A 21,101-nucleotide genomic window follows, 5' to 3' on the forward strand; every position below is an offset into this window, starting at 1 on the left:
CATCAAGGAGTTCGCGTGAAGCAGGTTGTACAGAACTACAAGAGCGGCGAGTTGGCGGTGCTCGACGTTCCGGAGCCGGGGTGCAAGCCGGGCGGTGTCCTGGTCCGCACCGCGTACTCGCTGATCTCCACGGGGACCGAGCTGATGAAGGTGTCCGAGGCCGGCATGTCGATGCTGGGCAAGGCCCGCTCGCGGCCCGACCAGGTGGCCAAGGTCGTGCAGAGCGTGGCCACCAACGGAGTCCCCGCCACGTACCGCAAGGTGATGGGCAAGCTCGACTCCTACACGCCGCTCGGCTATTCGCTGTGCGGGATCGTCGAGCAGGTCGGCCCGGGCGTCGACGACGTGAAGGTCGGCGACCTCGTGGCCTGCGCGGGCAACGAGCACGCGCTGCACGCCGAGCTCAACTGGGTGCCGAAGAACCTCTACGCGCGCGTGCCGGACGGCCTCGCGCCCCGGCACGCGGCCTTCGGCACCGTCGGCTCGATCGCCATGCAGGGCGTCCGCCAGGGCGAGCCGCAGCTCGGCGAGTCGGCCCTCGTCATCGGACTCGGCCTGATCGGCCAGCTGGTGGTGCAGCTCCTCACCGCCTCCGGCGTCCGCGTCGTCGGCGTCGACCCCGACCCGGCGCGCTGCGAACTCGCCGAACGGCAGGGCGCCGACGCCTGCGGCGACCCGGAGTCCGCCGCCGTCGTGGCGGCCGTCGCCGAACTCACCGACGGTCACGGAGTGGACCAGGTGTATCTGGCGGCCGGTGGCTCCAGCAACCAGCCCGTCGAGCTGGCCGCCAAGCTGTGCCGGGACCGCGGCCGCGTCGTCGACATCGGCAAGTGCCGCCTCGACCTGCCCTGGAACGCGTACTACGAGAAGGAACTCGACGTCCGGTTCTCCCGCTCCTACGGCCCCGGCCGCTACGACCCGTCGTACGAACTGGAAGGGCGCGACTACCCGATCGGTTACGTGCGCTGGACCGAGCGCCGCAACCTGGCCTGCTTCCTCGACCTCCTCGCGCGCGGCAGCGTCGACGTGGAGCCGTTGATCACCCACGTCGCCGACTTCGACGACGCCGTCGAGACGTACCAGCGCCTCAAGGACGGCGAACTCAAGGCCGTGACCGCGCTGTTCCGCTACCCCGAGCAGACGGCGGCGGCCGAGGCGCCCGCGGTGACCGTGCCCGCGGTGACCGTACGGCCCGGCCCGACGCGGGCCGTGAGGACGCCGGTGCGATTGGCGTTCGTCGGCGCGGGCAACTACGCGACGTCGATGCTGCTGCCGCACCTGACCGGACGCGAGGGCGTCGAGCTGGCGACCGTCGTCACCACGACGGCGCTGTCCGCGGCCAACGCCCAGCGCAAGTTCGGCTTCGCCGAGGCGACCACCGACCTCGACGCCGTGCTCGGCGACACATCCATCGACGCGGTGTTCGTGGTCACCCGGCACAGCTCGCACGCCGACCTGACGCGCCAGGCACTCCTCGCCGGCAAGACCGTGTTCGTGGAGAAGCCTCTCGCGCTCAGCGAGGACGAGCTGGCGAGCGTCCTCGCCACGGTGGAGGAGTCCGGCAACGACCGCCTCCAGGTGGGCTTCAACCGCCGCTTCTCGCCGCTGCTGCGGGAGGCCAAGCAGCGCTTCGGCGCCCGTACCGGACCGGCGCACCTGCGCTACCTGGTCAACGCGGGCCGCCTCGACCACGGCAGCTGGTATCTCCAACAGGGCACCGAGGGCTCCCGGTTCGCCGGCGAGGGCGGCCACTTCATCGACACGGCGAGCTGGCTGCTCGACGCCGACCCGGTCTCGGTGTACGCGACCGCCACGTCCGGCAACGAGGACCTCCAGGTCGTGCTGCGCTACGCGGACGGGTCCACCGCCACCATCAGTTACGTGACCACCGGCCCGGCCGCCTTCCCGAAGGAGACGCTCGACCTGGTCGCGGACGGCAGGGCGCTGCGCCTCGACGACTTCGTGCGCGCCTCGCTGTACTTCGACAAGAACACAGCCGGTGCCAAGCGGTGGGTCAGCTCGCGGCTGCCGAAGGCCCGCGACAAGGGGCAGAACGCCGAACTGGCCTCGTTCATCAGGGCCGTTCGGTCCGGCGGCCCGATGCCCGTGCCGCTGGAGTCGCTCGTCGCCACCACGGCGGCCACCCTCGCCGTACAGGCGGGCCTGGCCGGCGGGGCTCCCGTCACGTTGACGGGGGCGCGATGACGATGAGCGCGGGCTGGTACCTGCGGCGCCTGTCCCGGATGGGGCCGCAGGAGGTCGCGGGCCGGGCGGGCGACGCGGTGCGCAGGCGCCGGTGGCGCTCCGCGCGGCCCACCTCCCCGGGCGTGACCGGCGCCCGGTTCACCGCTGCCCTGCCCGCCGGGGCGCTCGACGCGGTGCCGCCGGACGCCGCGAAGCGCCTGATCGCGGAGGCGGACCGGCTGATGTACGGGCACGCCGAGTTCTTCGGCGTGGTCCGCGACGACCTGGTCGACCCGGACTGGTGGCACGACCCGAAGACCGGGCGCCGCGCTCCCTGGGGCTACGCCTTCGACGTGCCGTACCGCGACGAAGACGTGGTGGGGGACATCAAGCAGATCTGGGAGCCGTCCCGGCACCAGTACCTCACCGTGCTCGCCACCGCCTACGCCCTCACCGGGGACGAGCGGTACGCCGAGCGCGTCGCCGGGCACCTGCGCTCGTGGTGGGCGGCCAACCCACCGCTGCGCGGCGTCCATTGGGTCAGCGGCATCGAACTCGGCATCCGCCTCCTTTCGTGGGTGTGGATCCGGCGGCTGCTCGACGGCTGGACGGGCGCGGCCGGCCTGTTCGAGGACAACCCGGTGGCGCTGAACCAGATCTGGCACCACCAGCGCTGGCTGGCCGCCTTCCCCAGCAGGGGCTCCTCGGCGAACAACCACGTCATCGCCGAGGCCGCGGGGCAACTCGCCGCGTCTTGCGCGTTCGACTGGTTCCCGACGTCGGAGCGGTGGCGGAGGGACGCCCTCACGTCGCTGGAGCGGCACCTGCGGCGCAACACCTTCCACTCCGGCCTCAACCGCGAGCTGGCCACCGAGTACCACGGCCTTGTCCTGGAGTTGGGCCTCGCCGCGGTCGCTGAGGCGGACGCGGCCGGGGTGCCGCTCCCCGCGACCGTACGGATCGTGTTGCTGCGGATGGCCGACGCGCTCGCGGCCGTTGTGGACGACCGGCTGCGGCCGCCGCGCCAGGGGGACGCGGACGACGGGCACGGCCTGATCGTGGACGGCGCGGGCACCGACCGCTGGGGCTCACTCCTCGCCACCGGGGACGCCGTCTTCGGCCGCCTCGACTGGTGGCCGACGGTGACCGGAAGCGATGTGCGGACGCCGCTGCTCGCCGCGCTCATCAAGCCCGCAGCGCCGACCGTGCGGCGCCCCGCACAGCGACCCGCGCACTTCGCGGACGCGGGGCTGACCATCCTGCGCGGACAGGGGAGTACGGGCGAGATCTGGTGCCGCTGCGACGGAGGGCCGCACGGCTTCCTGTCCATCGCTGCGCACGGCCACGCCGACGCGCTGTCCGTGGAGGTCCGGCACGACGGCGTCGACGTGCTGGCCGACCCGGGGACGTACTGCTACCACGGGCAGCCCGAGTGGCGGGAGTACTTCCGCTCGACGCTCGGCCACAACACCCTGCAACTCGACGGCGCCGACCAGTCCGTCTCCGGCGGCCCGTTCCTGTGGACCCGGCACGCGCGCAGCCGCGTGCTCGAAGCGGGCGCCGCCCGCTGGTCCGCCGAACACGACGGCTACCAGCCATCCGTGCACCGCCGCCGAGTGGAACTGGTCGCCGAGGCACAGGAGTTGACGGTCGTCGACGAGGTGCGCGGCCCGCGCCGGGACGTGCGCCTGGCCTTCCACCTCGGCCCGGCGATCGCCGCGGACCTGGACGGCGACCGGGCCGTGCTCACCTGGACCCGCGACGGCCAGGACCGCTCGGCGACGCTCGACCTGCCGGGACAGCTGTCCTGGCGGGCGCACCGCGGCGAGAGCGAACCGCCGCTGGGCTGGTACTCCGCGGGCTTCGGGCGCAAGGAACCCGCCACGACGCTGATCGGCACGGGACACGCGGACGGCGTGGGGGAGTTCACCACCGTGCTCAGGTTCCGGGACTGAAGGGGGGAGGGGACACATGGGAATCAAGTGGCGGCACTGGGCATGGCCTGCGGCACCGCTGACGCTGGCGCTGCTGGCGGCGACCGGCTGTACCGGCACGCCTGACACACAGGGGAAACGGACGGCCTCGCCGTCCGCGGCCGGGGCCGGGGCGGCCCCTTCGACCGTCGCCCGGGTGTGCGCCAAGCCCCCGGCCGGACCCGCGAAAGCGCCGGCGGGTGCGGTGACGGTCGACCCCGGGGTGGTCGGCGACCTGACAGCGAAGACGAAAAGCAACCCCGCGCACACGACGTTCTGGCTCCGTCCGGGCAAGCACAGGCTCGACCCCGACCGCTACTCCCAGGTCATCCCCAAGGCGGGAAACCGCTACATCGGTGCGCCGGGCGCGGTGCTCGACGGCGGGAAGAAGAACCAGTACGCGTTCGGCGGCAGCGCCCACGACGTCACCATCCGCTACCTGACCGTGGAGCGTTTCGTGGCGCCGCAGGACCAGGGCGTGGTCAACCACGACTCGGCCGACGGCTGGAAGATCGAGCACTCGACGATCCAGAACAACCTGGGCGCCGGACTGATGGCGGGCATCCACCAGAAGGTCCGCGCCAACTGCCTGCGCGACAACGGCCAGTACGGCATGAACGCGTACAAGCCCACCGGCCGGATCACCGGCCTGGTGCTGGAGGGCAACGAGATCGTGGGCAACAACACCGGCGACTGGGAACGGCGCAAGGAAGGCTGCGGCTGCACCGGCGGCGTCAAGTTCTGGGCGGTCAACGGCGCAGACATCCGCGGCAATTGGGTGCACGACAACCGCGGAACCGGGCTGTGGGCGGACACCAACAACAACGACTTCCTCCTCGAGAACAACGTGATCGAGGACAACGACGGCGCCGCGCTGATCTACGAGACCAGCTACAACGCGGTCATCAGGAAGAACACGATCCGGCGCAACAACTGGGTGGAAGGACGCGAGCAGACGCAGGGCGGCGACAGCTTCCCCTTCGCGACGCTCTACGTGTCCGAGTCCGGCGGCGAACCACGGATCAAGGCCCGCACCGACAAGCTGGAGATCTACGGGAACCTGCTGGAGAACAACTGGTCGGGGATCACCCTGTGGGAGAACGCCGACCGGTTCTGCAACAGCCCGGCCAACACGTCGTCCGGCGGCTGCACGCTGCTCGTGAAGAAGACCGACAGCTGCGCCAGGCCGGCGATCACCAAGGCGCCGCTCTACGCCGACTGCCGCTGGAAGACCCAGCGGGTGGACATCCACGACAACCAGTTCGTCCTGAAGAAGTCCGTCGTGAAGTGCGAGGAGAAGTGCGACCGCATGGCCCTGCTCGCCAATTACGGAACCTATCCCGACTGGTCGCCCTACAAGGGCTCGAAGGTGGCCCGGGCGATCACCCGTGACCAGGACAACCGATGGCACGACAACACCTACGTCGGACCGTGGAAGTTCGTCTCCGAGGACCCGAGCCGGGTGCTCGACTTCAGGCGCTGGCAGGGCACGTCCTCCGAGCAGGACGCGGGCAGCACCCTCGACCGACGGGCGGGTGGTTGAGATGGCGTCGAACCTGCGGCGCGCCGCGCTGCCGGACGGACCGGACGCGGCGGACACCCGTCCCGGCGCCGAACCGAGCAGGGTCGGCACACCGAAACCCGCCCGCGTCGCCTGGGCCCTGCTGGTCCTCAACACGCTCGGCTCCACCGGAGCGAAGACCGTCATCCCGCTGCCACGCTCCCTCGTGCAAATGGTCACCATGGGCGCGCTGGTCGCCGCGTTCGGGCTGGCGCTCGCGGTCAATCTCCGCCTGCGCATCCGCTCCAGCGCCTACGTGTTCCTGCTCACCCTGCTCCTGGTGCCGAGCGTGATCTCCAGCCTGCATCTGGAGTCCGGTTTCGGGGCGCTGTTCCGCTGCGTGCGGTTCGCCCTGTTCGTCGCCACGCTGTGGCTGCTCAGCCGCTGGTGGGACGGCAGTACGACGTTCGTCCGCAGCCACATCCGCATGTACGCGATCGTGCTCGGCTCGGTGGTCGTCGGCCTGGTCGTCTCGCCCGGCGCGGCGATGCCGGACGTCTACGGCGGACGCCTCGTCGGCGCGTTGTGGCCGCTCACGCCGCCACAGATCGGGCAGTACGCCGCGGTGATCATCGGGCTCACGGTGCTGCTCCTGGTGGGCCGCCGTACCGACCGGGCCAGCGCGGCGGTGGTCATCGTGCCGGCGTTCGTGCTGCTCGCGATGACCCACACCCGCACGGCCATGCTCGCCATGTTCATCGGGCTGGCGCTGGCGATCGGCTCACTCGTCCTGACCAGCGCCGCCGCGCGCCGGTTCTTCGTCTGGGCGGTGACGTGCGGCGTGGTGGCCGCGGTGGGCTTCGCCTCCGCGCTCCAGTCGTGGTTCCTGCGCGGACAGACCCAGGAGTACTTCACCAGCCTCACCGGCCGGGCCAAGGTCTGGGACGCCCTGCTGGCGGCGCCCCGCACGAACACGGAGCAGTTCTTCGGCGTGGGCCTCGGCGACAAGTCGTTCGGCGGGCTGCCGATCGACAACAGCTGGCTGGCCGTCTACAACGAGCAGGGCCTGATCGGTGTCGCCCTCGTCGCGGTGATCGTTCTCGTCCTCGGCGGTGTCGCGCTGCTGCGGCCACCCTCGCTGCAGAGGGCCTGCGCGATCTTCCTGATCAGCTACTGCGCGATCGCGTCGTACACCGAGGCGGGTCTGGGCGACGCCTCGCCGTATCTGCTGCATCTGGCCCTGGCCGCCTCGCTGTTGGCGATGCCCGCCGAGGTCATCCCGCTGTCATCGCCCGAGGCCCTCCGGCTTCCGGCGCCCGAAACCCGCCGACGGCGCGTCCCGCGCTGGGCCCGTGGATCGGAGGTGACGTGAGCATGCACGTCCTCGTAGTGCACAACCGCTACTCCTCGGGGCAGCCGAGCGGCGAGAACAAGGTCGTCGACCAGGAGGTGGAGCTGCTGCGCGCGGCCGGCCACCGGGTCGAGTTGTTCGAACGGCGCAGCGACGACATCGCCGCGCGGTCCCTGCTCGGCAAGGTCGCGGTGCCGCTCCTCGTGCCGTGGAACCCGGCGGTCCGCAAGGAGTTCACCGCCCTGCTGCGCAGCTCGCGCCCCGACGTGGTCCACGTCCACAACGTCTTCCCGCTGCTGTCGCCCTCCGTCCTCGCCGCCTGCGCGGACGCCGGGGTGCCCGCCGTCGCCACGCTGCACAACTACACCCAGGTCTGTCCGCCCGGCACGCTTCAGCGGGACGGCAAACCGTGCACCGAGTGCGTCGGCGGGACGCCGCTGCCCGCCGTCCGGCACGGCTGCTACCGGGACTCCCGCCTCGCGACGGTGCCGCTCGCGATCAGCCTGTCGGCCAACCGGCGGCGGTGGTGGTCCGGCGTCACGCGGTTCTTCTGCATCTCCACGTCGCAGCGTGACGTCCTGATGCGGGCCGGGATGCCGGCCGAACGGCTGGCGCTGAAGCACAACTTCGTGCCGGACCCGGGTGTCTACCGAGAGGGCGAGGGCGAGCATCTGCTCTACCTCGGCCGCCTCGCGGAGGCCAAGGGCGTACGGCTGCTCATGGCCGCGTGGGACGAGGTCAGGGCGGGCGGCGGGGTGGGCGTGCCGCTCGTCATCGCCGGGGCGGGGCCGCTGGAGGCGGAGGTGACCGCCTGGGCGGCCGGCCGGGACGACGTGCACTTCGCCGGCCTGCTGGACCCGGCGGAGTGCCGCAAGGTCGTCGCGCGGTCGGTCGCCGTGGTGGCTCCCTCGACGTGGATGGAGGCGTTCGGCCTGGTCGTCGTGGAGGCGATGGCGGCGGGGGTCCCGGCCGTCGCCTCCGGCCACGGCGCCTTCGTCGAACTCGTCGAGGACGGGGCCACCGGGCTGCTGCACCGGCCGGGCGAGATCACCTCGCTCGTGTCCTGCATCCGCAGGATCACGCGCGACCCGGACCTGGTCCGGGACATGGGCCAGGCGGCCAGGCGCCGTTACGAGAAGCACTTCAGCCCGGCCATCGGCCTGGAGCGCCTGGAAGAGGAGTACCGCTCCGCCATCGCGGGCCGGTCGGAACAAATGGGGGACGGAAACAATGGGGGGCAGTAAATGACTCAGTGCCGACTCTGTGGCTCGTCGACGCTGGCGAGCGTCGTCGATCTGGGGGCGACACCGCCGTGCGAGAGCTTTCTCGCCGCGGACCGACTGGACGCGCCGGAGCCCGCGTTCCCGCTGCACCTGCGTGTCTGCACGGACTGCTGGTTGGCGCAGATCCCGCCGCTGATCACGCCGGAGGAGACGTTCAAGGAGTACGCGTACTTCTCGTCGTTCTCGACGTCCTGGGTGGAGCACGCGCGGACCTTTGTCGCCGACGCCGTCCGGCGCGCGGGCCTGGGGGCCGACGCGTTCGTGGTCGAGGTCGCGAGCAACGACGGCTATCTGCTGAAGCACGTGGTGGACCGGGGGATCCGCTGCCTGGGCATCGAGCCGTCGGTCAACGTCGGTGCGAGCGCGCGCGAGAAGGGCGTGCCCACACTCACCGAGTTCCTGTCGCCCGAGACCGCCGCGGCCGTCCGCGCCGAGCACGGACCGGCGAACCTGGTCACGGCGAACAACGTGTACGCGCACATCCCCGACGTCGTGGGCTTCACACAGGGCCTGCGCGCCCTGGTCGCCGACGACGGCTGGGTCTCCATCGAGGTGCAGCACCTGCTGACGCTGATCGAGGAGAACCAGTACGACACGATCTACCACGAGCACTTCCAGTACTACACGGTCGCCTCCGCGGTCCGCGCGCTCGCCAGCGGCGGACTCGCCCTCGTGGACGTCGAGTTGCTGCCCACCCACGGCGGCTCCATCCGGCTGTGGGCCCGGCCCGCCGAGGTCGCGGGCGAGCCCTCGCAGCGCGTCGTCGACGTACTGGCCCGCGAGAAGGCCGCCGGGCTCCAGGAGCTCTCCGGGTACACCGAGTTCTCCGCCCGCGTGGCCAAGGTCCGCCGCGACCTCCTCAAGTTCCTCATCACCGCGGCCGAAGAGGGCAGGACGGTCGTCGGCTACGGCGCCCCCGGCAAGGGCAACACGCTGCTCAACCACTGCGGCATCCGCCCCGACCTGCTCGCGTACACGGTCGACCGCAACCCTTATAAGCACGGCCGGTTCACCCCCGGCACCCGCATCCCGATCCTGCCGCCCGAGCGGATCGCCGAGGACAAGCCGGACTACGTCCTGGTCCTCCCGTGGAACCTGCGGACCGAGCTGACCGAGCAGCTGGCGTTCGTGCACGACTGGGGCGGCCGCCTCGTCTTCCCCATCCCGGAACTGAGCATCGTCGAGGCGCCCAGGAAAGAGGTAACAGCATGAAGGTCGTTCTGTTCTGCGGCGGCTACGGGATGCGGATGCGCAGCGGCGCCGACGACGACGTGCCCAAGCCCATGGCGATGGTCGGCCCCAGGCCGCTGATCTGGCACGTCATGCGGTACTACGCGCACTACGGGCACAAGGAGTTCATCCTGTGCCTCGGCTACGGCGCGCACCACATCAAGAACTTCTTCCTCAACTACGAGGAGACGACGTCCAACGACTTCGTGCTGCGCGGCGGCCGCACCGAGCTGCTCTCCAACGACATCTCCGACTGGACGATCACGTTCGCGCAGACCGGCATCGAGTCACCGATCGGCGAACGCCTGCGCCGGGTCCGCCACCACCTCGAAGGCGACGACATGTTCCTCGCCAACTACGCCGACGTCCTCACCGACGCGCCGCTGGACGAGATGGTCGACCGGTTCGCGGTGCGCGACGCCGGGGCGTCGATGATGGTCGTGCCGCCCCAGTCCTCGTTCCACTGCGTGGACCTGGGCGCGGACGGCCTCGTCGGCGGCATCACCGCGGTCAGCGAGCTGCCGCTGTGGGAGAACGGCGGCTACTTCGTGCTCCGCCAGGAGGTCTTCGACCACATACCGGAGAACGGGGACCTGGTCGCCGACGGATGCGCCCAACTGGCCAAGCAGGGACGCCTCGTGGCGCACCAGCACCGCGGCTTCTGGAAGCCCACCGACACCGTCAAGGAGCGGGCCGCGCTCGACGCGGGCTACGCGCACGGCGACCGCCCCTGGGCCGTGTGGGAGCGGGACGAAGCAGGGGTGAGCGCGTGATCCGCCTCGGCGCGGGGCGCCCGGACCGGATCGTCGCGGTGGGCGCGCACTGCGACGACATCGCCCTCGGCGCCGGCGGCACCCTGCTCACGCTGTGCAGGGCGCGGCCGGGCCTGCGCGTCGACGCGCTGGTGCTCTCCGGCGGCGGCACCGATCGCGAGCAGGAGGAGCGGGCCGCGCTCGCCGCCTTCTGCCCGGGCGCGGACCTGCGCCTGACCGTGCACAAGCTGCCCGACGGGCGGCTGCCCGCGTACTGGGAGGAGGCCAAGTCCGCCGTCGAGGAACTGCGCCTGGAGAGCGACCCGGACCTCGTCCTCGCCCCCCGCGCCGACGACGCGCACCAGGACCACCGCGGCCTCGCGCGGCTGATACCCACCGCCTTCCGCGACCACCTCGTGCTCGGCTACGAGATCGTCAAGTGGGACGGCGACCTCGGCCGGATGTCCGCGTACCAGCCGCTGTCCCCGGAGACCGCCGAGGACAAGGTGCGGCTGCTCCAGGAGCACTACGCCTCGCAGCGCCACCGCCCCTGGTACGACCGCGAGGCCTTCCTCGGCCTCGCCCGCATCCGCGGCATCGAATGCCACGAGCGCTACGCCGAGGCGTTCGCCGTCACCAAACTCACGCTCGACCTGGGCGCTCCCGCTGCGGGCGCTCTCACTCTGGGGGATTGAACCTTGCGCGTACTACTGACCGGACACCAGGGCTACCTGGGCACCGTGATGGCCCCGGTCCTGAAGGCCGCGGGACACGACGTCGTCGGCCTCGACTCCGGCCTGTTCGCCGACTGCGTCCTCGGCCCGACCCCCGACGACCCGCAGGGGCACCGGGTGGACCTGCGCGACGTCACCGCCGAGCACGTGGCCGGTGTCGACGCCGTGATCCACCTGGCCGCGCTGTCCAACGACCCGCTCGGCTCCCTGGCGCCGGAACTCACCTACGACATCAACCACCACGCCTCCGTCCACCTGGCCCGCCTCGCCCGCGAGGCCGGCGTCAAGCGCTTCCTCTACGCCTCGACGTGCTCGGTGTACGGCGCGGCCGGCGGCGACGAACTCGTCGGCGAGGACGCCCCGTTGCGCCCCGTGACCCCGTACGCGGAGTCCAAGGTGCGCGTCGAGGACGACCTGCACGCGCTCGCCGACGACGACTTCACGCCGGTGTTCATGCGCAACGCGACCGCCTTCGGCTACTCGCCCCGGCTGCGCGCCGACATCGTCCTGAACAACCTCGTCGGCCACGCGCTGCTCTCCGGCGAGGTGCTCGTCCTCTCCGACGGCACGCCGTGGCGCCCGCTCGTGCACGCCGCCGACATCGCCCGCGCCTTCACGGCCGCGCTTTCCGCGCCCCGCGAGGCGGTCCACGACCGGGCGTTCAACATCGGCAGCGAGACCAACAACGTCACGGTCGCCGAGATCGCCGAGCAGGTCGCGGAGGCGGTGACCGGCGCGAAGGTGCGGATCACCGGGGAGAACGGCGCCGACCCGCGCTCCTACCGGGTGGACTTCGCCCGCTTCCGCGCCGCGATACCCGGCTTCGACTGCGAGTGGACGGTGCTGCGCGGCGCGCTCGAACTCGCCGAGGCCTACCGGAAGTTCGACCTCACCAAGGACGACTTCGACAACCGCTTCACCCGCCTCGCCGTGCTGCGCGCCGCGTCAGAGACCGGCGCCGTCGACGACACCCTGCGGTGGCGCCCGTGACCCCGCAGGTGAAAGAAGGCGTCGGCGAGGCGATGCACGAGCTGGTGGAGCGGATGTATCCGCTCTGCCGGAGCATCACCGGCGACGGTGTGCGCGCCACCCTTGCCATCGTCGGCGAGTACCTCCCGCTCGACGTGCACGAGGTGCCGACGGGGACCGAGGTCCTCGACTGGACGGTGCCGCAGGAGTGGAACATCCGCGACGCGTACATCGCCGACGCGTCCGGGAAGCGCGTCGTCGACTTCGCCGCGTCCAGCCTGCACGTACTCGGCTACAGCGTCCCGGTGTCGGCGACGATGCCGCTGGCCGAGCTGCGCGCCCACCTGCACACGCTGCCCGACCACCCGAACTGGGTGCCGTACCGCACCAGTTACTACAAGCCGGACTGGGGCTTCTGCCTCGCCCAGGAAACCCTGGACGCGCTGCCGGACGGCGAGTACGAGGTGCGCGTCGACTCCACGCTGGAGGACGGCCACCTCACCTACGCCGAGCACGTGGTGCCCGGCCAGGTGCCCGACGAGGTGATCGTCTCCTGCCACGTCTGCCACCCCTCGCTGGCCAACGACAACCTGGCCGGCATCGCGGTGGCGACCTACCTGGCCCGCGCACTGGCGGAGCAGACCCCGTACTACACCTACCGGTTCATCTTCGCGCCCGGCACCATCGGGGCGATCACCTGGCTCGCCCGCAACAAGGAGCGGGTCGCGCACGTCAAGCACGGTCTGGTGCTGGCCTGCGCGGGCGACCGGGGCGACCTCACGTACAAGCAGAGCAGGCAGGGCGACGCGGAGATCGACCGGGTGCTGCGGCACGTGCTGACCGCTTCCGAACGGGCGCACACCGTCAAGGAGTTCACCCCGTACGGTTACGACGAGCGGCAGTACTGCTCGCCCGGGTTCGACCTCGGGGTGGGCTCGCTGACCCGCACGCCGTACGCCGGATACCCCGAGTACCACACCTCCGCGGACGACCTGGACTTCGTCTCCCCGGAGGCGATGGCGGACACTCTCGCCGTCTGCCGCGAGGCGTTCACCGTCCTCGACCGCAACCGCCGCTACCTGAACCAAAGTCCTTATGGAGAACCGCAATTGGGGAGACGCGGGCTCTACGACGCGCTCGGCGGGCGCAGCGACACCAAGCAGGCACAGATGGCGATGCTCTGGGTGCTCAACCTGTCCGACGGCGAGCACAGCCTCCTGGACATCGCCGAGCGGTCCGGGCTGCCGTTCGACACCGTCGCCGACGCGGCCGACGCCCTGCACGGCGCCGGGCTGGTCAAGGCATGACACCGACGACCGCCAAGGGGGACAAGATGACGGCAGCGCCGGCCCAGGCCGGACATGCCCGGCCGAGCGCCAGGCGGGCCATCGCCGGGCGGCTGTCCTGGGGACTCGCCGACCAGGCCGCCTCCAGCATGTCCAACTTCCTGGTGGGAATGTACGTAGCGCGCTCGCTCGGACTGTCCGCGTTCGGCGCGTTCAGCCTGGTCTGGGTGACGTACGGCGTCGTGCTCAACGTCTCGCGCGGGCTCGCCACCGACCCGCTCGTGGTGCGCTTCAGCGGCGTGCCGGAGGCGTCCTGGCGCGCGGCGACCGCCCGGTCCACGGGTACCGCGCTCGGCGTCGGCACCGCCCTCGGAGCGGCGTCCGTCGTGATCGGCCTCGGTCTCGGCGACAGCGTCGGGAACGCGTTCGTGGGACTCGGCGTGGTGATGCCGGGGCTGCTGCTGCAGGACGCGTGGCGGTTCACCTTCTTCGCCGCGGGCACCGGCCGGAAGGCGTTCGTCAACGACGTGGTGTGGGGCGTCGCGCTCGTCCCGGCCCTGGTGATGGCGGCGCGCGCGGGCAGCGTGGCCGGATTCGTGCTCGCCTGGGGCGGTGCGGCGGCGGTCGCCGGGGCGTACGGCTGCATCCAGTCCGGCATCCTGCCCCGGCCGACGCAGGCGCGTGCATGGCTTCGCGAGCAGCGTGACCTCGGCTACCGGTACCTGGTCGAGAACGTCGGCGTCAGCGGCGCGAGCCTGCTGCGGGCGTATGGGCTCGGCCTGATCGTCGCGGTCAGCGCGGTGGGTGTGATCCGGGGCGCGGAGCTCCTGATGGGCCCGTTCCTCGCCGTGCTGATGGGGCTTTCGCTGGTCACCGTCCCCGAAGCGGCACGCGTGCTGCGGCAGGCGCCGCACCGGCTGGCCAGGTTCTGTTCCCTGCTCGGTGGTGGACTCGCCGCCGCCGCGCTGCTGTGGGGCGGGGCGCTCCTCCTGGTGCCGGACCAGCTCGGCGAACACGTGCTCGGAGCCGTCTGGTACGCGTCCTCCGACCTCATCGTGCCGATCTCGGTCGGTGTCGCGGGCGCGGGGCTCGGCGTCGGCGCGGCAGCCGGACTGCGCGCACTCGCCGCGGCGCGGCGCAGCCTGCGCTGCCAACTGTTCGCCTCCGCCTGCTACGTCAGCGGCGGGCTCGGCGGCGCGGCCCTCGCCGGCACGACCGGCTCGGCCTGGGGGGTCGCCGCCGCGAACCTCGTCGCCTCGGCCGTGTGGTGGCTGCAACTGCGGTCCGCCCTGCGCGAGCGCCACCAGAACACCACCAGTGAAGTGAGGACCGCATGACCGCCCATCCCCGATTGAGCATCGGTCTGCCCGTCTACAACGGCGAGGAGTACCTCGCCGAGTCGCTGGACGCGCTGCTCGGCCAGACCTACGAGGACTTCGAGCTGGTCATCTCCGACAACGCCTCGACCGACGCGACGCAGGACATCTGCCGCAAGTACGCCGCGAAGGACTCCCGCATCCGCTACATCCGGCTGTCGCGGAACGTGGGGGCCACGCCCAACCACAACCACGTGTTCACCCAGTCCCGCGGCGAGCTGTTCAAGTGGGCCTCGCACGACGACCTGTACGCCCGCGACCTGCTGCGGCGCTGCGTGGAGGCGCTGGACGAGCGGCCGGACGTCATCCTCGCGCACGCCGACCAGGCGGTCATCGACGAGAACGGGAAGGTGAAGGTCCCGTACACGTACACGCTCGACACCGACTCGAAGCGACCGCCCGAGCGCTTCCGCAGCCTGCTGTTCGAGCCCGGCGGCGACGACTTCTACGGGGTGCTGAGGGCCGACGCGCTGCGCCGGGTGAAGCCGCTCGGCAGCTACCACCACGCGGACCGCACGTTCGTCGCCGAGATCGCGCTGCACGGCCGCTTCCACCAGGTGCCGGAGCTGCTGTACTTCCGCCGCGACCACCCCACCCGCGCCGAGCGGGCGAACCCCTCCAAGCGCGCCCGGTGCGTCAACCTGGACCCGCGCCGGGCCGGGCCGCTGCACCCGACGCCACGGTTGCTCGCCGAGTACGTCCTCGGCTTCGTCTCGGCGATCCGGCGGGCGCCGTTGTCCGTGGCCGACCGGCGCGCGTGCTACGGCCACCTGGCGGCGTGGATGTCCAGCCGGACCAGGTCGGGGGCCGGCGAGCGGGTCGAGGATCGTGCCCCGGTCGACCCGGACCTGCACACGGTCTCCGTGGACGCGGTCGTCGCCGGCCGTGAGGGCCGTGAAGAGGGGCAGTCGTGATGTCCGTCGACAGAACTCCGGTGCGCGTCGGCCTGTTCGGCCTGTTCGGCTCCGGCAACCACGGCAACGACGCGTCGCTGGAGGCCATACTCGCGTTTCTGCACGCCGAGCACCCGGACGCGAGCCTGGACGCGATGTGCGGCGTCCCCGATATCGTCGCGAGCCGGTACGGGGTCCCCGCGACGCGGCTGAACTGGTATCGCGGCGAGTACCGGACCGCGTCGAGCCCGGGCGCGATCGTGGCGAAGGCGCTGGGCAAACTCGTCGACGCCGTCCGCACGGTCGCCTGGGTGCGCCGGCACGACGTGGTGATCGTCCCGGGCACGGGCGTCCTGGAGTCCACGCTGCCGCTGCGGCCGTGGGGTCTGCCGTACTCGCTGTTCCTGCTCTGCGCCGGCGGGCGGCTGTTCCGTACCCGGGTCGCGCTGGTCACCGTCGGCTCCTCCGAGATCGGTGAGCGGGCGACCCGCACTCTGGTGCGGTGGTCGGCGCGGCTGGCCGGATACCGGTCGTTCCGGGGCGCCGGATCCCGCGCCGCGGTACGGGCGATGGGCGTGAACACGACGCGCGACGAGGTCTACCCGGACCTCACCTTCGCGCTGCCGACGCCGCCGAGCACGCCCTCGGACTCCCCGGGCACCGTCTGCGTCGGCGTGATGGCCTTCCACGGCAGCAGCGAAGAGCGCGACCGGGCGGAGGAGATCCACCGGCGCTACGTCGACGGAACGACCAGGTTCGTCCGGGCGCTGGTCGAGGACGGCAGGCCGGTCCGGCTGCTCACCGGGGACGAACTCGACCGGCCGGTGGCCTCCGCGATCATCGACGCGGTGGACTCACCGCTGGTCACCGCCGCCGAGGCGGCCTCGCTCGCCGACCTGATGAAGGAGGTGGCGGCCGCCGACTCGGTGGTGGCCGCCCGCTACCACAATCTGGTCAGTGCGCTGAAGGTCGGCACACCGACGCTCGCCGTCAGCTATTCGGCGAAGAGCGACGACCTCATGGCGCTGATGGGACTCGGCGAGTACTGCCACCCGGCCCGCGAGGTCGACGCCGACCGGCTCCTCGAACAGTTCCGGGACCTGGAACAGCGATCGGTCGAACTGCGGCGGACACTCGCCGAACGCAACAAGGACGTCGCCCGGCGCGTCGATGACCAGTTCACCGCCCTGACCGCCGCCCTGTTCGCGCCGGCCGGCCGCACGCACATCACACGGGAGACATCATGAGAGCGATCGAAGTTCCTGAGATCGACGGGGCGTTCCTGCTCGAGCCGACGCCGCACGCCGACGAACGCGGCTTCTTCTGCCGCACCTTCGACGCCGAAGTGCTCCGCTCGCTGGGCCTCGACCCGCACGCCTTCGTCCAGGACAGCGTGTCCCGCTCGGTCCGTGGGGTGCTGCGCGGACTGCATCTGCGTTCCGGCGCCGGCGAGGCCAAGCTGGTGCGCTGCTCGTACGGCAGGATCTTCGACGTCGTCGTGGACCTGCGGCCCGACTCGTCGACGTACCGCAACCGGGCCTTCTTCGAGCTGTCCGGCGAGGAGCAGACGACGCTGTACATCCCGGCGGGATGCGCGCACGGCTTCCAGGCGCTGACCGACACCGCCGACACCTCGTACCGGATCGACCGGGAGCACAATCCCGCGGAGGACGTGACGATCGCCTTCGACGACCCGGAGTTTGCCATCCCGTGGCCGCTCCCGGTCACCTCGATGTCGCAGCGGGACCGCGAGGCGCCGCGCCTCGCCGAAGTCCTTGAACAGAAGGGGAGTTGAGATCGGCGTGACCACCATGGACAGGTCGGAGACCGAAGAGTTCCAGCTGCCGCGGTCGCGGTCGGCCAACGAACGGCTGCACGCGATGATCCCCGGCGGCGCGCACACCTACGCCAAGGGCGACGACCAGTACCCCGAACACCTCGCCCCGGTCATCAGCCACGGCCACGGCGCGCACGTCTGGGACATCGACGGCAACCGCTACATCGAGTACGGCTCCGGGCTGCGCTCCGTCAGCCTCGGCCACGCCCACCCGCGCGTGAACGAGGCGGTGCGCCGTGAGATCGACCGCGGCAGCAACTTCGTGCGGCCGTCCATCGTCGAGGTCGAGGCCGCGGAGCGCTTCCTGGCCACCGTGCCGACCGCCGACATGGTCAAGTTCGCGAAGAACGGCTCCGACGTCACCACCGCCGCGGTGCGCCTGGCGCGCGCCGCCACGGGGCGCCGCCGCGTCGCCATCTGCGCCGACCACCCGTTCTTCTCCACGGACGACTGGTTCATCGGCACCACACCGATGTCCGCGGGCGTCCCGGAGTCGACGACCGACCTCACCGTCTCCTTCCCGTACGGGGATCTGGCCGCCACGGAGGAGCTCCTCACCCGGTACGCCGACGACGTCGCCTGCCTGATCCTCGAACCCGCCGCCCACGTCGAACCGCCGCCCGGCTACCTCGCCGGACTGCGCGAGCTGGCGGACCGGTACGGCTGCGTCCTGATCTTCGACGAGATGATCACCGGCCTGCGCTGGTCGGCGGCGGGCGCCCAGGGGCTGTACGGCGTCGTCCCCGACCTCTCCACGTTCGGCAAGGCGCTCGGCAACGGCTTCGCCGTCTCGGCGCTGGCCGGGCGCCGCGACCTGATGGAGCACGGCGGACTGCGCCACTCCGGCGAGCGCGTCTTCCTGCTCTCCACGACACACGGCGCGGAGACCCACTGCCTGGCCGCCGCCATGGCCGTCCAGAGCACCTACGTGCAGGAGGGCATCACCGCGCGCCTGCACGCCCTCGGTGAGCGGCTCGCCGCCGGGGTCCGCGCCGCCGCGTCGAGCGCGGGCATCGGTGAGTACGTCCTCGTACGGGGACGGGCCAGCAACCTGGTCTTCGCGACCCTCGACGAGAACGGTCAGCCGTCGCAGCTGTACCGCACCCTGTTCCTGCGCCGCCTTCTCGCCGGCGGGGTGCTCGCCCCGTCGTTCGTGGTGAGCAGTGCGCTCAGCGACGCAGACATCGACCGAACCGTCGACGTCGTGGCGAAGGCCTGCGAGGTGTACCGCAAGGCGCTCGACGCAGGCGACCCCACGGCGTGGCTGGGCGGGCGGCCCGTGAAGCCGGTCTTCCGCCACCTGGTCTGACGTCAGCGGCGTGCCGGTCGACCGGCGTCCGCCACGCGGTCGACCAGCCACGCGGTGGCGGGCACCACGGCAAGGGCGGTGCACCAGCCGCCGACGGTGTCCGTCGGATAGTGCGCGCTCAGGGCGACCTGCGCCCACCCCATGCCCGCGCCCGCGACCAGCGCCGCGCCGAACACGAGACACGCCCCGGCCGCTCTGCCGAGCCCGAGCCGCCCGACCGCGACCAGCGCCCCCACGAGGGCGAGCGCGGTCAGAAAGGCGGTGTGCCCGCTCGGATACGACAGGTTCTCCGGACCATGGATGGTGCGCCCCACCACCGACTTGATGACCATCACCGTTCCCGTGGTCAGGACGACAGCGGCGACCACCAGGACCGCCGCGCGCGGCCGGCGCAGCACCAGACAGCACGCCACGGCGGCCAGCACAAGGAGCACCGCGCCGAGGGGTTCCCCCAGGAAGTCCACGGCCAGGGCGACGCCCAGCCACGGCGGCCGCACACGGTCGTCCGTCGGCAGAACGAACCAACGGTCCACCCGGCCGGACTCGCTGTGCCCGGCGTACATGACCCCGATCAGGGCGACCACGAGCACGGAGAGCGCCGCGACCGACCCGAGCCAGGCGCGCAGCGCGCCCGGCAGCACCGGCACGGGCCCGGAATCGGCGTCGCCGTGGCGGCCGCTGTCCGGCCCCGCTTCAGCCAGGTGTTCCAACGCGACTCCCCCCGTGGTGTCCCACCCGCCCTTAGGCGACCCTATCCGCCCCGTGGCCGTGTCACCGGTTCAACTCCCCAAGTAGGGAGGGGTGTTGCACCGGGGGAGAGGCGGGCCGCCGGTGTGACGAGTGACGGGCGGTCGGCGCCCCGTGCTAGCGTTGAGCGTTTGCAGCGCAGCCGCGCCGGTGCCCCGTCGAGGGCCGTCGGCCGGCCGCCGCGTCCCCGCCGCGCCTTCCCCGGTACGGTCCCATCCTCGGAGGAAGACTCTCTGTGAGCGAATCAGCACGTGCCGACGACGCCCGGCAGCAGGACGACGCGCCGGGCACCCCTCCCGTGACGTCCTTCGCGGAACTCGGACTTCCGGCCACCGTGCTGCGCACGCTCGACGAGCAGGGCGTGACGAAGCCCTTCCCCATCCAGGCGGCGGCGCTGCCCAACGCGCTCGCGGGCCGCGACGTACTCGGCCGCGGCCGCACCGGCTCCGGCAAGACGCTCGCCTTCGGCCTCGGGCTGCTTGCCCGGATCGCCGGGCGGCGCGCGCAGCCCAAGGAGCCCCTCGCCCTCGTGCTGGTGCCCACCCGGGAGCTGGCGCAGCAGGTCACCGAGGCGCTCACCCCGTACGCCGAGGCGCTGCGGCTGCGGCTCGCGACCGTGGTGGGAGGCGTGTCCATCGGCCGACAGTCCGCCACGCTGCGGGACGGCGCCGAGGTCGTCATCGCCACGCCCGGCCGGCTGCACGACCTGATCGAGCGCAAGGGCTGCCGCCTCGGCCGGGTGGGCATCACGGTCCTGGACGAGGCCGACCAGATGTGCGACATGGGATTCCTGCCGCAGGTCACCGAGATCCTGGACCAGGTGCGTCCCGACGGCCAGCGCATGCTGTTCTCGGCGACCCTCGACGGCGACGTCGACCAGCTCGTCCAGCGCTACCTGCGCGACCCGGCCGTCCACTCCGTGGACCCGTCCTCCAGTTCCGTCTCCACGATCGAGCACCACGTCTTCGTCGTGCACGGCCCGGACCGCTGGTCCGTCGCCACGGAGATCGCCGCACGCGACGGCCGCGTCCTGCTCTTCCTGGACACCAAGCACGGCGTCGACCAGCTCACCCGGCATCTGCGGGCCAGCGGTGTGGCCGCGGCCGCGCTGCACAGCGGGAAGGCGCAGCCGCAGCGCACCCGGACCCTGGCCCAGTTCAAGAACGGCGAGATCACCGCGCTGGTGGCGACGAACGTCGCCGCACGCGGCCTGCACGTCGAGGACCTGGACCTCGTGGTCAACGTGGACCCGGCGACCGACCCCAAGGACTACCTGCACCGCGCCGGCCGCACGGCCCGCGCCGGCCGCTCCGGCACCGTCGTCTCGCTCGTCCTGTCGGGCCAGCGCCGCGAGACGAGCCAGGTCATGGCGGACGCCGACGTCACCGCCAAGGTCACCAAGGTGCGGTCCGGCGAGGCGGAGCTGAGCCGCATCACCGGCGCCAGGGCCCCCTCGGGCAAGCCCCTCGACGGCGGCCCCGCCCAGCGCCCCAAGAACCAGAACACCCCGTTCCGCGGCCTGGGCAGCACCAAGGACCCGAAGAACGCCTCCGGTTCGGGCTCCGGAACCGGCTCCTCCGGCTCGGGCTCCCGCGGCTCCCGCAAGACCAACGAGGCCCGCAAGCTCGCGGAGGCGCGCAAGGCGGCGCGGGTACGGCGCGGAGGCTGAGACCGGC

General features: G+C 71.8%; 17 protein-coding genes. 16 read left to right on the top strand and 1 reads right to left on the bottom strand.

Annotated elements, in window-relative coordinates:
• Positions 1-15 precede the first annotated feature (15 nt).
• From ACP4E5_RS44155 to ACP4E5_RS44225, 15 genes are read left to right on the top strand one after another with little or no spacing between them, the layout of a single operon-like run.
• A complete protein-coding gene (locus ACP4E5_RS44155; RefSeq protein ID WP_425840284.1) occupies positions 16-2,205 on the top strand; it encodes a bi-domain-containing oxidoreductase in 2,190 nt (729 codons plus the stop codon).
• Positions 2,202-4,139 carry a heparinase II/III family protein gene (locus tag ACP4E5_RS44160; protein WP_425840287.1) on the top strand — a complete coding sequence of 646 codons (1,938 nt, stop codon included), beginning with the start codon at positions 2,202-2,204 and terminating at the stop codon, positions 4,137-4,139. The genes ACP4E5_RS44155 and ACP4E5_RS44160 overlap by 4 nt, the downstream gene beginning before the upstream one ends.
• Positions 4,140-4,155: 16 nt before the next feature.
• Entirely contained in the window at positions 4,156-5,700 is a 1,545-nt protein-coding gene (locus ACP4E5_RS44165) for a right-handed parallel beta-helix repeat-containing protein (RefSeq protein ID WP_425840289.1), read from the top strand.
• A gap of 1 nt (position 5,701) precedes the next feature.
• Positions 5,702-7,030, top strand: coding sequence for an O-antigen ligase domain-containing protein (locus tag ACP4E5_RS44170; protein WP_425840292.1), 1,329 nt, complete (start codon positions 5,702-5,704; stop codon positions 7,028-7,030).
• Between the two features lie 2 nt (positions 7,031-7,032).
• Positions 7,033-8,253 (top strand): glycosyltransferase family 4 protein, encoded by a 1,221-nt coding sequence (locus tag ACP4E5_RS44175; protein WP_425840294.1) that lies wholly within the window; start codon positions 7,033-7,035, stop codon positions 8,251-8,253.
• A complete protein-coding gene (locus ACP4E5_RS44180) occupies positions 8,254-9,504 on the top strand; it encodes a class I SAM-dependent methyltransferase (RefSeq protein ID WP_425840297.1) in 1,251 nt (416 codons plus the stop codon). It abuts the gene before it with no gap.
• Positions 9,501-10,295 carry a glycosyltransferase family protein gene (locus ACP4E5_RS44185; RefSeq protein WP_425840300.1) on the top strand — a complete coding sequence of 265 codons (795 nt, stop codon included), beginning with the start codon at positions 9,501-9,503 and terminating at the stop codon, positions 10,293-10,295. Before ACP4E5_RS44180 ends, ACP4E5_RS44185 begins: the two co-directional genes overlap by 4 nt.
• Positions 10,292-10,969 (top strand): PIG-L deacetylase family protein, encoded by a 678-nt coding sequence (locus ACP4E5_RS44190; RefSeq protein ID WP_425840303.1) that lies wholly within the window; start codon positions 10,292-10,294, stop codon positions 10,967-10,969. Before ACP4E5_RS44185 ends, ACP4E5_RS44190 begins: the two co-directional genes overlap by 4 nt.
• A 3-nt stretch (positions 10,970-10,972) precedes the next feature.
• Positions 10,973-11,998 (top strand): NAD-dependent epimerase/dehydratase family protein, encoded by a 1,026-nt coding sequence (locus ACP4E5_RS44195; protein WP_425840306.1) that lies wholly within the window; start codon positions 10,973-10,975, stop codon positions 11,996-11,998.
• A gap of 32 nt (positions 11,999-12,030) precedes the next feature.
• A complete protein-coding gene (locus ACP4E5_RS44200; protein ID WP_425842133.1) occupies positions 12,031-13,284 on the top strand; it encodes a DUF4910 domain-containing protein in 1,254 nt (417 codons plus the stop codon).
• On the top strand, positions 13,281-14,600 hold the full coding sequence (locus ACP4E5_RS44205) for an MATE family efflux transporter (protein WP_425840308.1): 1,320 nt from the start codon (positions 13,281-13,283) through the stop codon (positions 14,598-14,600). The genes ACP4E5_RS44200 and ACP4E5_RS44205 overlap by 4 nt, the downstream gene beginning before the upstream one ends.
• Positions 14,597-15,553, top strand: a complete 957-nt coding sequence (locus ACP4E5_RS44210; RefSeq protein WP_425840310.1) for a glycosyltransferase family 2 protein — start codon at positions 14,597-14,599, stop codon at positions 15,551-15,553. The genes ACP4E5_RS44205 and ACP4E5_RS44210 overlap by 4 nt, the downstream gene beginning before the upstream one ends.
• Complete coding sequence (locus ACP4E5_RS44215) at positions 15,553-16,779, top strand: polysaccharide pyruvyl transferase family protein (RefSeq protein WP_425840313.1); 1,227 nt, start codon at positions 15,553-15,555, stop codon at positions 16,777-16,779. Before ACP4E5_RS44210 ends, ACP4E5_RS44215 begins: the two co-directional genes overlap by 1 nt.
• Entirely contained in the window at positions 16,776-17,327 is a 552-nt protein-coding gene (gene rfbC / locus ACP4E5_RS44220) for a dTDP-4-dehydrorhamnose 3,5-epimerase (protein WP_425840316.1), read from the top strand. Before ACP4E5_RS44215 ends, rfbC begins: the two co-directional genes overlap by 4 nt.
• Before the next feature lie 16 nt (positions 17,328-17,343).
• Entirely contained in the window at positions 17,344-18,678 is a 1,335-nt protein-coding gene (locus ACP4E5_RS44225; RefSeq protein ID WP_425842136.1) for a glutamate-1-semialdehyde 2,1-aminomutase, read from the top strand.
• Between the two features lie 2 nt (positions 18,679-18,680).
• On the opposite strand, the gene ACP4E5_RS44230 is transcribed toward ACP4E5_RS44225, so the two are convergent.
• Positions 18,681-19,379, bottom strand: coding sequence for a phosphatase PAP2 family protein (locus tag ACP4E5_RS44230; RefSeq protein WP_425842139.1), 699 nt, complete (start codon positions 19,377-19,379; stop codon positions 18,681-18,683).
• 281 nt (positions 19,380-19,660) lie between these two features.
• On the opposite strand from ACP4E5_RS44230, the gene ACP4E5_RS44235 reads away from it, so the two are divergent.
• Positions 19,661-21,094, top strand: a complete 1,434-nt coding sequence (locus ACP4E5_RS44235) for a DEAD/DEAH box helicase (protein ID WP_425840319.1) — start codon at positions 19,661-19,663, stop codon at positions 21,092-21,094.
• Positions 21,095-21,101: the final 7 nt, after the last annotated feature.

The organism is Streptomyces fractus (assembly GCF_049844455.1).
Taxonomy (GTDB): Bacteria; Actinomycetota; Actinomycetes; order Streptomycetales; family Streptomycetaceae; genus Streptomyces; species Streptomyces fractus.

Excerpts from the sequence above, each read along its gene's own strand:
- ACP4E5_RS44175 (WP_425840294.1), top strand. The coding sequence starts at position 7,033 with ATGCACGTCCTCGTAGTGCACAACCGCTACTCCTCGGGGCAGCCGAGC.
- ACP4E5_RS44200 (WP_425842133.1), top strand. The coding sequence starts at position 12,031 with ATGCACGAGCTGGTGGAGCGGATGTATCCGCTCTGCCGGAGCATCACC.
- ACP4E5_RS44180 (WP_425840297.1), top strand. The coding sequence starts at position 8,254 with ATGACTCAGTGCCGACTCTGTGGCTCGTCGACGCTGGCGAGCGTCGTC.
- ACP4E5_RS44225 (WP_425842136.1), top strand. The coding sequence starts at position 17,344 with ATGGACAGGTCGGAGACCGAAGAGTTCCAGCTGCCGCGGTCGCGGTCG.
- ACP4E5_RS44210 (WP_425840310.1), top strand. The coding sequence starts at position 14,597 with ATGACCGCCCATCCCCGATTGAGCATCGGTCTGCCCGTCTACAACGGC.
- ACP4E5_RS44205 (WP_425840308.1), top strand. The coding sequence starts at position 13,281 with ATGACACCGACGACCGCCAAGGGGGACAAGATGACGGCAGCGCCGGCC.
- ACP4E5_RS44215 (WP_425840313.1), top strand. The coding sequence starts at position 15,553 with ATGTCCGTCGACAGAACTCCGGTGCGCGTCGGCCTGTTCGGCCTGTTC.
- ACP4E5_RS44170 (WP_425840292.1), top strand. The coding sequence starts at position 5,702 with ATGGCGTCGAACCTGCGGCGCGCCGCGCTGCCGGACGGACCGGACGCG.
- ACP4E5_RS44165 (WP_425840289.1), top strand. The coding sequence starts at position 4,156 with ATGGGAATCAAGTGGCGGCACTGGGCATGGCCTGCGGCACCGCTGACG.
- ACP4E5_RS44185 (WP_425840300.1), top strand. The coding sequence starts at position 9,501 with ATGAAGGTCGTTCTGTTCTGCGGCGGCTACGGGATGCGGATGCGCAGC.
- rfbC (WP_425840316.1), top strand. The coding sequence starts at position 16,776 with ATGAGAGCGATCGAAGTTCCTGAGATCGACGGGGCGTTCCTGCTCGAG.
- ACP4E5_RS44160 (WP_425840287.1), top strand. The coding sequence starts at position 2,202 with ATGACGATGAGCGCGGGCTGGTACCTGCGGCGCCTGTCCCGGATGGGG.